The 15,511-nt window shown below is 50.6% G+C and carries 5 protein-coding genes; all 5 read left to right on the forward strand.

Annotated elements, in window-relative coordinates:
- The first annotated feature begins 29 nt into the window (after positions 1-29).
- The 5 genes from DW739_RS07465 to DW739_RS07485 all read left to right on the forward strand — a co-directional run bounded on the left by DW739_RS07465 (position 30) and on the right by DW739_RS07485 (position 15,210).
- Positions 30-6,704, forward strand: coding sequence for a YDG domain-containing protein (locus DW739_RS07465; RefSeq protein WP_118742846.1), 6,675 nt, complete (start codon positions 30-32; stop codon positions 6,702-6,704).
- A 323-nt stretch (positions 6,705-7,027) separates the two neighbouring features.
- Entirely contained in the window at positions 7,028-7,537 is a 510-nt protein-coding gene (locus DW739_RS07470) for a heme-binding protein (RefSeq protein WP_118742847.1), read from the forward strand.
- Between the two features lie 259 nt (positions 7,538-7,796).
- Positions 7,797-12,626 (forward strand): cytidyltransferase-related domain protein, encoded by a 4,830-nt coding sequence (locus tag DW739_RS07475; protein WP_118742848.1) that lies wholly within the window; start codon positions 7,797-7,799, stop codon positions 12,624-12,626.
- A 67-nt stretch (positions 12,627-12,693) separates the two neighbouring features.
- The gene (locus DW739_RS07480) at positions 12,694-14,025 is read left to right on the forward strand and encodes a lactate dehydrogenase (protein ID WP_118469478.1); all 1,332 of its coding nucleotides are present in this window, start codon (positions 12,694-12,696) and stop codon (positions 14,023-14,025) included.
- Between the two features lie 36 nt (positions 14,026-14,061).
- Positions 14,062-15,210: an NAD(P)H-dependent oxidoreductase gene (locus tag DW739_RS07485; protein ID WP_243022518.1), complete on the forward strand. Its 1,149-nt coding sequence runs from the start codon at positions 14,062-14,064 to the stop codon at positions 15,208-15,210.
- Positions 15,211-15,511: the final 301 nt, after the last annotated feature.

A 15,511-nucleotide genomic window follows, 5' to 3' on the forward strand; every position in this document is an offset into this window, starting at 1 on the left:
TTGTTCAGAATAGATGGAGGGAAAACAGCATGAAAAAGAAATATAAGCGTGCCCTGGCAGCGGCGCTGGCGGCGGTAATGATATGGAATACGTGTGACTGGCACCCGCAGGTGCTGGCAGGCAGTTCGGTGCAGTATATCGAGGAAGTGAAGGAGCTTTCGGATGAAATCCTGCATCAGGAGGTTCCGTATGGAACGAAATATAAGGATCTGGAGCTGCCGGGCAAGCTGAAAGTGCGGGTTTTGGCAGAAGAAGCATCGGATGAAGAAGATGGTTCAGAAGATAAAGACGGTGCGGAAAAGATTGCTACGCCGTCGGAGCTTCAAAGCGGAGACGGTGAAGTGGAAACAGAAAAAAGGTCTCAGACACTTTCTTCATCTGAAACAGATGGTACAGTTCGGAAAGCGTCCCCATCTGAGGCAGATGTTATAGAAAAATCGGAAATAGGGGTGGATGACACTGGGCAGAAAGCATCCCCATCCGATGCGGACGGGACGAAAACCGATAAAAACTGGAAGGAAGTCAAGGTCCGCTGGGTGCTGGATGAGACATTTAGTGAGAAAGATACATACGATGGAAAAACACCGGGTATCTATGTGTTTGATGCGGAATTGAAAAGCAGCCGCTATGAACTGGATACCGGCTTTTTGCCAAGCATCGAGGTGACGGTGCTTCCAGAAGAAAAAGGTCCGGCAATCATCGGATTTTCGGAGTTAGATGAGGCAGTTGCGGTGCAGAAGCTCCCTCTGGGTGCCAAAGAAAGCGATATCATCCTTCCGGATACACTGGAGGTTGAGGTGGAAGAGGCGGATGAAACGCTGGCGGAAGACAGCCAGAACGTGCATCTGGTGGAAGCAGTAGATAAGGGCACAGAGAAAGATACAGATGCGGAAACGGCAGTCTGTCAGATTTCCGGCATAACCTGGAAACTGGACGAAGAGCAGAGTGACCTCCCGGAGTTTCACGGCGGCATTTCCGAAAAAGACTATTTCGAAGAATTTGACGAGGACGGAGAGCCTATCGAAACCTCCGATAAGACTTGGAATGGCTATTATGAGGCAAACCAGGACTACAACGGTTGTGCCTATGTCTACACACCGGTTCTGCCGGAGGAATATTCACTGGGAGAGGAAGCAGAGCTTCCGGAAATCTGCGTTCTCGTAGGAGAGATGCAGCTGATGACTCTGGCAGGCGGGGAGTATGATCTGAATAATGAGCCGCTGCGCATTAATAGTGCTAACCAAAATAAGTTTAACGGAATAACCATTACCGGCAGATATTGCCCTACCACGCGGCCGTATAATTCTCAAGACATTAAGGGCGGCATCATAATTGATAATGTTACGGTCGATCTGACTATTAAAAATGTAACGATCCAATCTGATGGAGTCAGGGGATGGAATCTGGCCGGTATTTACCTGAAAGGCAATGCCCAGCTGAATCTGACCTTAGAAGGAACCAATACACTTGTGGGACTGGATGAGGGAGCCGGAATTGAGGTGGGAAAAGGAGCAAAACTGGTTATTACGGAGAATAGTACCGGAAGACTGAAGGCAGTGGGAGGTGCCTATGGGGCCGCCGGTATCGGAGGAAAAGGAACAACAAGTGACGAAGGTGCAGATAAGAACTGTAGGACAGGAACGATTATAATCAAGGGCGGAAGCATTACAGCTGAAGGTGGAGCTTATCAGATTCCCAAAACGCAGGATTATTATGGAGGAGCCGGAATCGGAACCGGTCGCTATGGAATCGGCGGAACCATTAAAATACTGGGTGGAACGATAACCGCAGAAGGAGGAAAGCAGACAGGAGCCGGAATCGGAGGCGGAATGAGTGGAAGGGTAGACACGATCGTGATCGGCGGGACGAAAGGCGAAGCTCCCGATATAACCGTATCTTCTTATAAGGATAGTACGAAGGGATACATGGGAGCTGCCATCGGCAGCGGATGGAATGGAGTGAGTGGTTTAATATTATCCTGTGGCGATATCCGGATATTAAGTGGATCTGTGGAGGTAACGGGAGGAAATATTGGTTATGGAGTGTTAAGGCCTCTTAATGGAAATGGCATGGAAGGCGGCAGTATCACTATTTCCGAGGAGGTGCAGTTAGAGCTGCCGGTTGAAAGCTCCATTGCTCCCAGGGGAGAATGTATCTACGGGAAAAAAACATTCCGGATCACCGCGTATGATAACCAGCTAGCTGATGGAACCTATCAGGCTGACATATCCCTGTATCGGGAGGATGATACAAAAAGAACAACTCCGGTTTATAAAACAAGCACTCAGATGACTGTCTCAGAATTCAGGGGAACGATACCGGATATAATCCGGTGGATGGGCTATTCCGGGAATATGCAGATGGTTGTAGATCTGAAGTCTTCCAGTGGCGGGGCAGGTAAGACGATGGAGGGAAGTGTTGTTCTAAACAAAGGAAAGGATGAAACCATCTCCGTCACGCTGGGAAAAGCCGCTTACCAGAAGACAATGGATCTGACCATCCATGATGGTCGTTTGAGGGACGATAAGAATTATACACTGACGGCTCGGATCGGGGAAGAAGCAAGTGAAGGCGGCGCTGCACCGGATGTAGTAACCTATTTATCTCAAAAAGCTTCCGGTTATCAGATAAAGACTGGTAAAGTCAGCTGGTATACGCCTCTGTCCGGAGTGGTTCCGGTATCGGTTCAGGTACAGGAAGAAGGAGGGGAAGGAGAAAGTAATAGCTTTACAGTAACAGGAACCCTCACGATGAACTCAGAGGAGGAAAAGAATCTTTCTCTCACCATTGGAGAACCCCTGTATCCTGTCCGGTTCCACTTCTACTCATCCATGGTGCAGGCGGCAGAGAATGTATCCCTGACAGCCGGACGGCTGACTGGAGCTGCTTCAGAAGCTCTGGTGGAATTAAGGCAGAATGAAGGTCAGTTTGCCTTTGACGGGAAGCTGACAATCGATGCAGCAGCAGGCAATCATGCATATGCTCTGGCATATATTCCGGCCGGAAATTACCAGTTTGTGATAAATACAGGTATTGCAGGTTTAGGCAGCTCCGGCGGAAGATTTACTCTGGACAACAAAACGGTAAAGGCAGAGGCTGCCGGAACGGATATTATTGTATTAAATGCGGCAGAGACGCTGGAGGGAGAATTGGATCTTTCCCTTGGAGATATATCTTTTTACGTGGATAATGGTCAGTTGGCGATTTCCTATTCTAAAAAAGCAGCCGATTCTGATCAGGTGGTTAGTGAGAAGTTAATAGACCAGTCCTATGCTAAATGCTATCGGATCACTTCATCTGGGAATAATGTGAAGAATTATCATCTTTCCGTGAATACACCAGCTTCCAGTGAACTAAAGCTCGTATTAAATAACCTTACGATTACACCGGCACAGGCTATCGCACCGATTCAGATAAACGGAGCGTCCCAGGTGATCACCTATCTGGAAGGGGAAAACATGATTTCGATTAATAAATCAGAGAAGTTTTCTTCACCTGCCGGCATTAGTGTAGCGAAAGGTGCAAAGCTTACGATTGACAAGGAACCGGAACGGCAGGGCTCCATAGAGGTGCTCAATAAGACAAATGTAAACAAGACTGGTGCAGCAATTGGAGGAAATGGAGGGGAGGATGCAGGAATCATTCACATCAAGGGGGGAACTGTAATTGCAACTTCCGCTTCTAACGGAGCGGCTATCGGTGCTTCGGCAAGTAAAAGTGTAAAAGAAATACAGATTAGCGGAGGAGATGTAACTGCAAAAAGTAGTGGTGGTGCCGGAATCGGAACAGGAAGTGCTAATGGCCAGAAAAGAACCGGTAAAATCGTGATAGAAGGCGGAACGGTGAATGCAAGCTCGGAGAACGGTGCCGGAATTGGAAGTGGTATTGGATATGCCCGTAGTAAACCGGCGATAACTGCAGAGATTGAGATTCATGGCGGAATGATTACAGCTTATTCTGAACGGGGAGCCTGCATCGGAAGTGGTTTGGATAGTTCGTCGAAGGTGCTGATTGACGGTGGTACCATATGTCTGGATAAAAAAACGACAGGGTATAGGAAAGTAGCACATATTGGGATGGGAGAAAGTAGTAATACACAGGTACAAACTGATGTGACGATTACGGGTGGAACGATCTGTTTGAAGGAGGCGGATAGATATATACCGCGACCGATCATTTATGGCTGGGAGCAGGTAGACAAAACGTGGCAGAAGAATAATACAATAAAAGATGGGAACGGTACCCCGGTTTATTACACCACAGCGGATCTGACCGGTATCTATGATAATAATACACTGGTTGGAGATGCAAGTATTGAAGAAAGCTCCTACGGCTTTAAGGATGTCCGGACAGATTCCAGCGGAAAGCTCTATATGTACCTTCCGGCTTCGGAGGCAGTGAAAGCCTCCTTTGGCGGTGTGGAATTTACCGGAAAGGTTGAGGCAGGTAAAGATGAGAATGTATTGGAGCGTGAACAGACTTCTATTGATTATCAAAGGGAAGTCCTGAAAAATACGGCTCTGTATGAGCTCGAATATGCGGAATCCGAGAATTCTGCAACTTGGACGAAGATCCGGGCAGGAGGCGAAGCTTCTCTGACGAAAATTCTGGACAATCAGCCGGAGAATGCGAGAGAGATTACCCTGTATGTGCGAAAGGCAGCCGCAGGTTCCACAGCAGGTGAAGCAGCCGCAATAACGATTCCGGTAAGACCGGCAAAACCGGATAAGATAACAAAGATAACGAAAACCAGCAACTCTATCAAAATTGTCGAGCCGACTGATGCCAAGTATGAGTATGGAATTGCTGAATCTGAGTCTGGTGAGCTTCAATGGCGGACGGAGAAGACGTTTACGTCACCGAAGCCGGCTAACACCTATTATATAACCCTTCGCGTGAAAGCAACAGACAACAGTTTTGCATCGAAGTCGGCTGATCGCTTATCTGTGACAACGCCGGATATCTTACAGTTCAAAGGTCCCGCTGGCGACGTATCCTTTGAAGCGAATGGAACCTATGGACAGGCACTTTCAGAGATTCCGGTACGGCTGGCAGAAGGATTTCAGGTTGTTAATTATAATAGATCACCGGTTTTAGGAACATGGAAGTTCAGTGCGGATCAGAGCGGAAAGTCCGCTTCCTCCATTTATCCGGAGGTAACGGGAACCACTGCATATCAGGCAGAATTTATACCGGATGGAGCGTCGGAAGGGCAGTATGGAAATAGTTTGAAAAGAAGTGTGATTCCGGAGATATCTCCGAAAGAGTTGACCGCAGTTGTTACGACACCTATTGAAAAGCCTTATGACGGAAATACCGACATCGCATTAGCGGCGACGGTAGCGATAGGAACTCCGGGCCCAATCTATACCATCCGCGGTCTGAAAGGAAACTTTGAAGATGCCAATGCCGGAACCGGTAAGACGGTAACCATTGATTCCTCAGAGGCAAAGGTTGAGACAGGCGAGAGTGCAGTGAATCTGCAGAATTACCGTATCATATATCCAGCCCAGACCGGAACGATCCATCAGATACAGGGTTCGGTTTCGATCGATCGGCAAGCATGGACCGGAGAAAAAACCTATGGAGACGACAGCTTTCCACTGACAGGTGTGAAGAAAGTGGGAGATGGAGTTCTGAACTATACAAGCTCGGATGAAAAGGTTCTCACCGTGGACGCACAGGGACAGGTGACCATCAAAGGTGTCGGTTCTGCAAAGGTAAGCATCACCATGGCAGAGGGAACGAATTATCTCGGTACAAGCACATCGGCAGAGAAAACCATAACCATTGAAAAAGGAACCCCCACTCTTACCTTAACAGCTGTGAACCGGACGACCGGAGTACAGCTTGCGAAAGGAATTCTCGGAACAGAGAAAGAAGATTTCGACATCATTGCCAGAGTGCAGGGAGTTTACCAGGACAAGCTGCAGGGTTATGTTCGTTTCTATGATAATGAAACCCCGGATGCAGATATAGTTCCGGTTGGGGAAGATGGAACAGCCATACTCAACTGGACGAAGCCGGGAGAATCATTTGTAGGCACCCACACAATCAAAGCCGAGTTTGATTTTGGTGAATTTGATACGTGGGAATCCAGATACAACACACCGGCTCCGGCATCCCTTACATTTGAAATCAGCAAGGCAGCTCCACCGACAGAGGATAAGCCAGATAACTCCGATAAGCCAGACCAATCAGGCAGCCAGAGCGCTTCCTCCGGACGTGACAAGTCTTCCGGCAGCGGAGCGACCAGGCAGGATCCGGTGAAGGGAAGAATCAACAGCAGCATAGGTATTCTCACAGGAACTGCCAACAGTACGGCCAATGACGGAAAGAGCCACTGGATGCAGGATGAACACGGATGGTGGCTCCGCTTCGCAGACGGCAGCTACCCGAAGGCAGAAAAACGCGGCACATCGGGCATTGCATATGCATGGGAGCAGGTAAACGGCAACTGGTGGGCGTTCGATGAAAGCGGCTATATCAAGACCGGCTGGATGCGCGACGAAGACTACAACGGCTGGTTCTACCTCGATCCGGAACACGGCATGCAGATCGGCTGGGTCTTGATTGACGGCAAATGGTGCTATTTCCACCCGACCTCAGACGGAAGAAAAGGCATCCTGTATGTTGGACGTCTGACACCGGACGGCTACTATGTAGATGAAAATGGTGTGTGGGATGGGAAAGACAGACAGTAAAAAGAACATTTAGGTCGAAGTTTGACTGATTGCGGCTTCTATCTAAATCCCTTATGAAGCCGAGTCAAAATGAAATTCCAATGTGTTTACAGCTGTATTCATGAAAAAATATAATGAGCGCAGGAGAAAAGAATGCGGCTGCGAAGCAGACATATTCTTTTCTTGCGCCATTAACGAACGAACAGCCATGCGAAGCAGGGCGGTAGAGCGCGATAGCGCGGGTTCGTGAGTGGACGGGTGAGAATACGTATGATATAATGAACCCCGGGGGATCATAACCTGATTCACAAGGGGAAAACAAACCGACACAGGAGGGGGAACACATGAAGAATTTCTACACCGAAGAACAATGGAATGAGATTCTGAAACAGCAGGAATCCGTACTTTGCTACGACACATTTACCCGGAAACAGGCGCTTGAGCTGGGGCTTTTGATTGCAGAGGTCACGGAGAAAAAATATTACGGTTCGGTCGCTGTCCGCATCGTGGAGGACGAGACGACCGTCTTTGCCTACAAGATGGAGGGAGCGACGCTGGAAGCAGACTGGTGGATGACCAACAAGCTGGCAGCATCGCGGCTCACGGGGATGAGCTCGCTGCGGGCACTGACGGCATCGAGAGCCGGAGAACTGGAAGCATCCTGGAAGGTGCGCGAGGAGAACTTCTTCGTGTGCGGCGGTTGCATTCCGGTTTTCATGAGAGATGGAAGCCGTCCTTTTGCCTATGTGATGGTATCCGGCATGGAACACTGGGACGATCATCAGGTGATCGCGGATGCGATGGCGAAACAGCTGGGGGTTGAGATTCCGGAGATTCGGAAAGAGCAGCCATAAAACGATTGACTTGTAAAAACAAAGACGTTTGCAGAAATGGGAGATAGATGAGCTATCTGCATTTTTGCAGGCGTCTTTTGTGGTTTTACTGTGCCGTATGGCGATGAATTATCCGTTATTTTGTATGGCGCACTTCCCCACCTGGTGGTATAATTCAAGTATTATAAAATTTGATATGAAAAGAATATTTGCAATGACTCAGATGGTTTTTGCACAGCAAAGAAGCCTCTGAGAGATCCAGAGAATGTGAGGGATGTGGATGAGTAAAAAAGAGGTACGTCAGGCGGCTGCGGAACTGACCGAGCGCCTTTGTGAAAAAGACTTTTTAGACCGGTCGGGACTGAGCCGGAAAAATGTCATGATGCTCATGAACAAGGAACACTGGGAGGAGCAGTTTGCCCATATTTTCCCGATCAAAAAGCGGATTTCCTGCCGGGCGGTCTACGAGATCTGTGAGGAACCGTTAAGCCTTTTAGGGCATGAGCCGGAAGAGGGCTGGATGAAGTTTACCTACCAGTATGTGTGCCATATTCTCTACCCGGATGCGGAGTTTAAGAAGGAAAATGCCGCTTTTTCCGCCGGTGCGGAGTTCTATCTGGCAGTGCTTCAGTTCGTGTTTGACCGCGAGCGGGCGGTGCTTCCGTACAAACCGATGGAGGACTTTGCATTTTTGGGTGATGAGGAAGCTTCAAGCTTTGAGTGCGCGGCAGAATACAGCCGTTTCAAGAAGTTTTTCGCACAGGAATACATCTATGAGATGATGCGCCTCAATGCGGAGGTGACGCCGTTTCGGACGCTGGAACACATCGCGGGCGTGCATTACGTCGCGATGACGGTGGCACGCGGGCTTTACGAGGCGGGTGTTCCGATCGATCTGACGCTGACCTCGGGCGCGGCTGCAGGTCATGATCTCGGCAAATTCGGCTGCAAGCCGAATGAGCGGGTTCCGTATCTTCATTACTATTATACAAACCAGTGGTTTAACAATCATTCGATGGAATACATCGGTCATATCGCGGCGAACCATTCGACCTGGGATCTGGAACCGGAAAACCTGTCGGTTGAATCCCTGGTGCTGATCTATGCCGATTTCCGTGTAAAACAGAGCCGCGGCGACGACGGGCGTGAGATTACCTACATTTCCAATCTGGATGAGGCGTTCAACGTCATCCTCTCGAAACTCGACAACGTGGACGAGGTCAAATTAAACCGTTACCGCTTTGTTTATTCCAAACTGCATGATTTTGAGGATTATATGCGGTCTCTCGGTGTGGATGTGGATTTGAATGGACACCCGAAAAAGCCGGAGGTGCTGCCGGATATTTCCCTTCGGAACGCAGAGCAGACGGTGCAGTCCCTCATTTTTATGGGTATTGAGCATAATATCCGCGTCATGCATCAGATGGGGGCGGAACGCCAGTTTGGCAATCTCCTCGAGGCGGCGCGCAGCGAGAAGGATTGGAAGAGTGTCCGCGCGTACTTAAACATTTTCCGTGAATATTTTACATATACAAACGACAAGCAGAAAGAGCAGACGCTGGGCTTTTTATATGAGCTTCTGATGCACCGCGAGGGCGACATCCGCGCGCAGGCGGCGAGGCTGCTCGGACATGTGATCGCGCAGTTCAACGCCGGTTACCGCAAGGAGCGCCCGGCGGGTATGCCGGATATTGCCGAGGAGCGGGTGATGGAGATCTGGAAGCAATATCTGGAAATGATCATCCGGCCGGATCACAAGCTGATGCTGCAGCAGAAACGGCGCATCCGTTATCACCTGAAAAATGTGTTGGCATCGGTGGTTGATCATGCGACGCCGGGCGATCTGCGGGAATTTCTGGAGGCATTTCTGGTTTGGTATGATCGGGCGGATGAGCTGGATCCGGGCGAGGCATTTTCTTTGCTGGATACGGTGCATTTCATGCCGTTTGATAAGCTGAGTGAAGAGGAACTGGGGAAAATCGCAAAATTTGCCCTGATTGAGTCGCAGAGTGGGGAACCGGATGTGCGGATCGCATCGTGGCGCGCCTTCAAGCTTCTGACGGCGTACCAGCCGGATCATCCGTGCTGTGCCGAGATCGGCGTGTGCGTGAAGGCGGCGCAGGTTGAGGACAATATCACGATGACCTTCCTCAAATACCGCGTGTTAAGTAACCTCGGAGAGGACACGGCGAGAGAACAGGAACTTTTGTATGACCGCGACGTTGTCTCCGATATTTTCCTGGATAACCTCAAAACAGCGACGCCGTGGGTCATCAAGTCGGCCAATATCAAGCTGCTTGTCGATCAGATTGCGCATGGTAAACAGGAACATATGCTGCATATCGCAGCGCATCTCTCAAACCTTGTAAAAGTCAGCGAGCACGTGATCGTGCGCCATGATGCCGGAACCGCCCTGCTTCGCATCATCGGGCTTCTGACACCGGATCAGAGAAATGAGATCGTGGTTGAGCTGATGAAGGGGCTGGAAGTCGGTGAGTACGAATTTTCCAAATATATTCCGCAGTATCTGGGGCAGGCGGCGCTGTGGCTGCCGCCGGAACAGCTGGAGGAGATCGTTTCCTACCTGCATGGCATGATGGCAAATGCAAACGACCAGATAGTCTCGGTTGCGCTTGATACGGTCGGCGTGCTGCTGGAACGGTATTCGTGCTACCCAGAGCGCTTTGCGGAGGAAAAAGAGGTATGCGAGGAACGGCGCGGACGTCTGCTTGGCATCCTGCTCAGCGGTCTGGCGAATTACCGCGAGTCGGTGCGCCAGGAGGCGATGCTGGTGCTGGGGCAGACCGTCTTCGGCTCATCCTGGATGGAGTGCCGGGAGAAAAAAGAGCTGTTCGCCCTGTCCTTCCGCAAGATGCTGTTCTTATTCAATGAAAATAAGGGAAATGAGCTGACGGCATTTTATCGTGCGGCGTCCCTTTCTAATATTTACCGGTTCATCACGCAGTATCATATGACCGAGGGCAATTTAGAGATCAAGGAGCGGAACCAGGTGGCATTCTTCCCAGGCACATTTGACCCGTTTACGCTGTCACACAAGGAGATTGTCCGCGAGATTCGCGATCGCGGCTATGAGGTTTTTCTGGCGGTCGATGAATTTTCCTGGTCAAAAAAGGCGCAGCCGCATCTGATCCGCCGTCAGATCGTGAGTATGTCGGTGGCGGATGAGTTCCATGTGAATCTGTTCCCGGATGAGATTCCGGTCAATATTGCCAATCCGGCGGATCTGAAACGCCTGAGAGAGGTATTTTCCGGAAAAGAGCTGTATATCGTGGTCGGCAGCGATGTCATTGCCAATGCCTCTTCTTATAAGAAGAAACCGGTCAAAAATTCGATTCATTCGATGAACCACATCGCGTTCCGCCGCGTGGGGGATGTCAAGGCGGACAATAAATACAACCGTCAGATGATGGATCAGATTAGCGGCAAGGTCGTGGAACTGGAGCTTCCGGAGCATCTGGAGGACATCAGTTCGACGAGAATCCGTGAAAATGTCGATCTGAACCGGGATATTTCGAACCTGATCGACCCGTCTGTGCAGGAATATATCTATTACAATGGTCTGTATCTGCGCGAGCCGGAATATAAACCATATATCCGCGCGCGTGCGATCTCCTATGAGGAGGTGGAGATGCCGGATGAAATGCTTCTGGCGGAAATTTCGAATTTCGTTCTGCGGGACGAAGAAGATCGCGAGAACCTGTTGAATTCGATGAAGGAGTCGGGCGACCGGCTGCTGCTTCTTAGGAATACCGTGCAGGAAAACCGGCTGGTCGGAGTGGCACGGCTTCGTTATCTGGCGCCGGATGAGCTGTTTGCCGTTCTGGGACAGGTCAGTCTGGCAGATCAGGTGCGCCGCCATACCTACGGTGAGATTCTTCTGATTTCGGGTATCTATGTCGAGCGCGATCCGATGATCTACGACGCGGAACAGCTGCTTTTAACCGAGGCGATCGCACGGTCCTTTGAGTATAAATGCGGCTATGCACTTTTCTTCCCGGCAGACGGTTACTGCCCGGAGCGCGTGCTGTCGGCGGTGGTCCGCCAGGGCTTTGTGAAGGCGCCGGAATCCCCGGAAGACGCGCCGCTCTATCTGGTCGATATGCATGCGCCGCTTGTATTAGTGCAGAATCTGGAAACAACGTTAAAAGAACCATTTTCCAGCAATCCGCGCGTTCTGGATGCGATCTACAAGGCGCATCGGGAATTGCAGATGGCGATGACGCGCTTCTATCCGGGACAGCTGGTTCTTTCGATGTCGGCGAGCGTGATTTACCACCGTCTGGTGGAACGGATCACGGCGTTAAATGGTGTGCCGCGTGACCCAGTGACGCCGAGACGCCTCGGCGGGGCGATGTGCGTGCCCTTCGGCAAGATCCTGCGAGGAAAAGTTATTCCGAATACGGTGACGAAGACGCTGCATACAGATAAAGTGTACGATCCGGAGCTGAAAGAGAAGTCGATCGAAGCGTTCCCGTACTATTCGCCGTTGCGAAGCCAGATCAAGGCTATCAAGTCCTTTGACCGCCCGGTGATTCTGGTGGATGATCTGCTGCATCACGGCGGACGTTTCGAGGCCTTGGAGCCGATGCTGCGTGAAGAGGGCGTGGAAATCAAAAAATTGGTGTTAGGTATGATTTCAGGCTATGGGCGCGACACGATGGCGACGAAGGGCGTGCCGGTAGACAGTATTTATTATATTCCGAACCTGCGGAACTGGTTTGTCGAGTCCACACTGTACCCGTTCATTGGAGGAGATACGGTGCGCCGCGATACCGTGAAGGTGGCGGGACTGACGCCGTCGATCAATATGATCCTGCCGTATGCCGCACCGCCGGTACAGGGAAGTACGCCGGAAGCCGCGTTTGAGTTCTCTGCGTGCTGCATCCGCAATGCGCGCAACATCCTTCTGGTGCTCGAATCCGAGTACCGGGCGCTGTTTGCGAGAAACCTGACGTTAAGCCGCTTGTCTGAAGCGGTCATCCTGCCGCTCTGCCCGGATAAAGGCGAGTGTGTCAGCTACGATCCGAATCTGGCAGCGTCGGTGTATCTGGAAAATGATTTGGAGATGCTGTATCGGACGCGGAAGTGAGAAATTATGTCAAATAATGCAAAATAATATTATATAAGATATCAAAAAAGAGCAGGGGGTATGCAATATGTACTATTATAAAATTGGAGATAAAATCTGCTGTTCCTTCAATGGAAATTTATCATACGAAAAGGCAGAAATGCCGCACCCGGGCACACCGCTCACATTCTTATTCGAACGCGAGCCGGGAACCGGAAGAGATTCTTTTAAGGTAAACTCGCCGCTGCTTTTATTCCAGGAGGCAGAGAATGTTTCCTGGTTAAGCAGCCGGAAGCTGGAAGCGCAGGCGGAGACGATGAAGAAAAAGCTGGAAGAATCGACGGAAAAAGCGGCAGGCAGCGGTGCATCTGAGAGTGGCGCGGCAGAAAAGGTGAATTGCGAACTTGACGAGGCAGTCAAAGCTGCGATCATTCAGGGCGTGATGCGCGCAGTCAACCGCCTGCATCCGGATTTTGAGGCTATTTTGGCAGAAAAACCGCAGAAAACGAAGAAAAGAGTCCATGTGCTGGCGATCGGCGACGTCGGAAGTACGCTGTTGACCGGGCTTCATCTTCTGGGCGGCGACTGCATCAGTTCGATCGGCATCTGTGATATTTCCGATAAAGTGACCGCACGCTGGGAATTTGAGGAAAACCAGATCGCGTACCCGTGGGCATATGACGCGCTGCCGGAGGTCGATGTGGTAAAACCGGAAGACCTCTTTAAGTGCGATGTGTTTGTATTTGTTGCTTCCAAGGGAATCCCGCCGGTTGGTTCCGGTGTCAAGGATGTGCGGATGTACCAGTTTGAAAATAACTCCAAGATCGTTGCGCAGTATGCAAGACAGGCGAGAGCCGAGCATTTCAAGGGCTTATTTGCCGTTGTCTCCGATCCGGTTGACCCGCTGGCAAAGACGGCATGGCTGGAGAGCAACAAGGACGAAAACGGCATCCTTGATTTAAAGGGACTCCGCCCGGAACAGGTACAGGGCTTCGGACTGGGCGTTATGAATGCGCGTGCGGCTTATTATGCGAAGCGCGACGGGCGGTTTTCACAGTTTTTGACTGAGGGGCGTTCCTTCGGACCGCATGGACAGGATCTCGTCATCGCAGATTCCATTGAGAATTACAACGACGAGCTTTCAAAAGAACTGACCCAGCTGACGGTAACGGCAAACCTGCATATGCGCGCGATCGGTTTCAAGCCGTTTATCGCACCGGCATATTCCTCCGGCGCAATCTCCCTGATTCTGATGATGCGCGGCGAATGGCACTGCGGTTCCGTCTTCATGGGCGGTATCTTCATGGGCGTGAAAAACCGTTATACCGAATATGGTCTGGAAACAGAAATTCTGCCATTGCCGGATGCGCTGTATGAGCGGATTGTGACGGCGGAGGAAAATCTGAAAAGGATTGTCTGATCAATGAGTCTTATCGCAGGAAGGAAGCGAAAACAAGTGATTCATTCAAATTCAGAAGGAGATATTTATATAGAAGAAATGCCACTCCTCCTCGTCCATCTGCGCGAGGAGGAAAAAGGTGCGGATGCGCGCCTTTCGGAGGTGTTATCCTATGCGCTGGACGGCTACGTCTATGAGACAGCGACGGAAATCAGCACGTTTGAAGATTATGTAAACCGATGGAGGCGCCTGAAAAAGACACAGAATCGAAAAAATCCAGTCCAGGGACGTATCCTGTTTGCCGTGCCGCTTGGCACATCTGGTATCAACCTGGAGCTTTACCGCCTGATTCGCTTTCTGCGGGAACATCCGGATTTTCTGAACGGTTTTGTCGGCGGGCTTTTGGTGGACAGTGAAAATGACCTCTATTCCAAATCGGCGGCGAAGGATCTGGTGTTTGCCGCTAACTGCGCGGGCTGCGCGTTCGTGGGGCGTCCGCTCGTCGAAGGCACGCGGACACTTTCCAATTACACGATCGTTTCCAATAATCTTGGAACCGATCTGATGGGGGCATACCGCGAGAGCGCGGCGGGGCTGGTCAAAGAAGTACTGGGAACGGATTGCGTCAGGAAAAAATGTCCGAAAGTATTGGTATTGCACGCGTCAAGCCACAAGACCTCCAACACCTACGCGATCTGGAACCGGGTGAAAGAACAGCTCCCGGAGATGGAGATCCGGGAGATAGGGCTTCGAAACGGTACGCTTTCCGACTGCGCCGGATGCCCGTACAAGATGTGCCTGCATTTTGGCGAGCAGGGAAGCTGCTTCTACGGTGGAGTGATGGTCGAGGACGTCTATCCGGCAGTCCGCGAGGCGGATGCGATCGTGATGCTCTGTCCAAACTACAACGATGCGCTGTCGGCAAACCTGACTGCGTTCATCAACCGCCTGACTTCGCTGTTCCGGACGACGCGGTTTTATGACAAAGCGCTGTTTGCGGTGGTTGTGTCGGGCTATTCCGGAAGCGATATCGTGGCGGAACAGCTTATCGCGGCGTTAAATATGAACAAAACCTTCTATCTGCCGGGGCAGTTTGCGATGATGGAGACGGCAAACAATGCCGGGGCAGCGATGCAGCTGCCGGGGATTGAGGATCGGATGAATGCGTTTGCGGAGAGAATCCGGGAGACGCTATTATATAGGTAAAGAGGGGTTATAAGCAGGGCAGCGTCACTGGGAGAGTTTGTAACTGTTCACAGGTAGGAATTTTTTGAACTGAAAATTCCGTACGATACAGTTCCGGCAGCAGATTTTGCCGATTTGGAATGCGTAGCATCGGCAAAATCCCGTTGCTGGGCACACGTGTGTGAACAGTAACAAGAGTTTCACATCTGTTATAAAATTCTTTACAGATTTCATGAAACTAAGTATACTATATGAATATGTAAAAACTGTTTTACTCAGGCTAAAGACCATGTGAAATCGAACCGTTTAAAGAGGGAGAAAG

The organism is Clostridium sp. AM28-20LB (genome assembly GCF_003480665.1).
In the GTDB taxonomy this organism is placed as follows: domain Bacteria; phylum Bacillota; class Clostridia; order Lachnospirales; family Lachnospiraceae; genus Otoolea; species Otoolea fessa.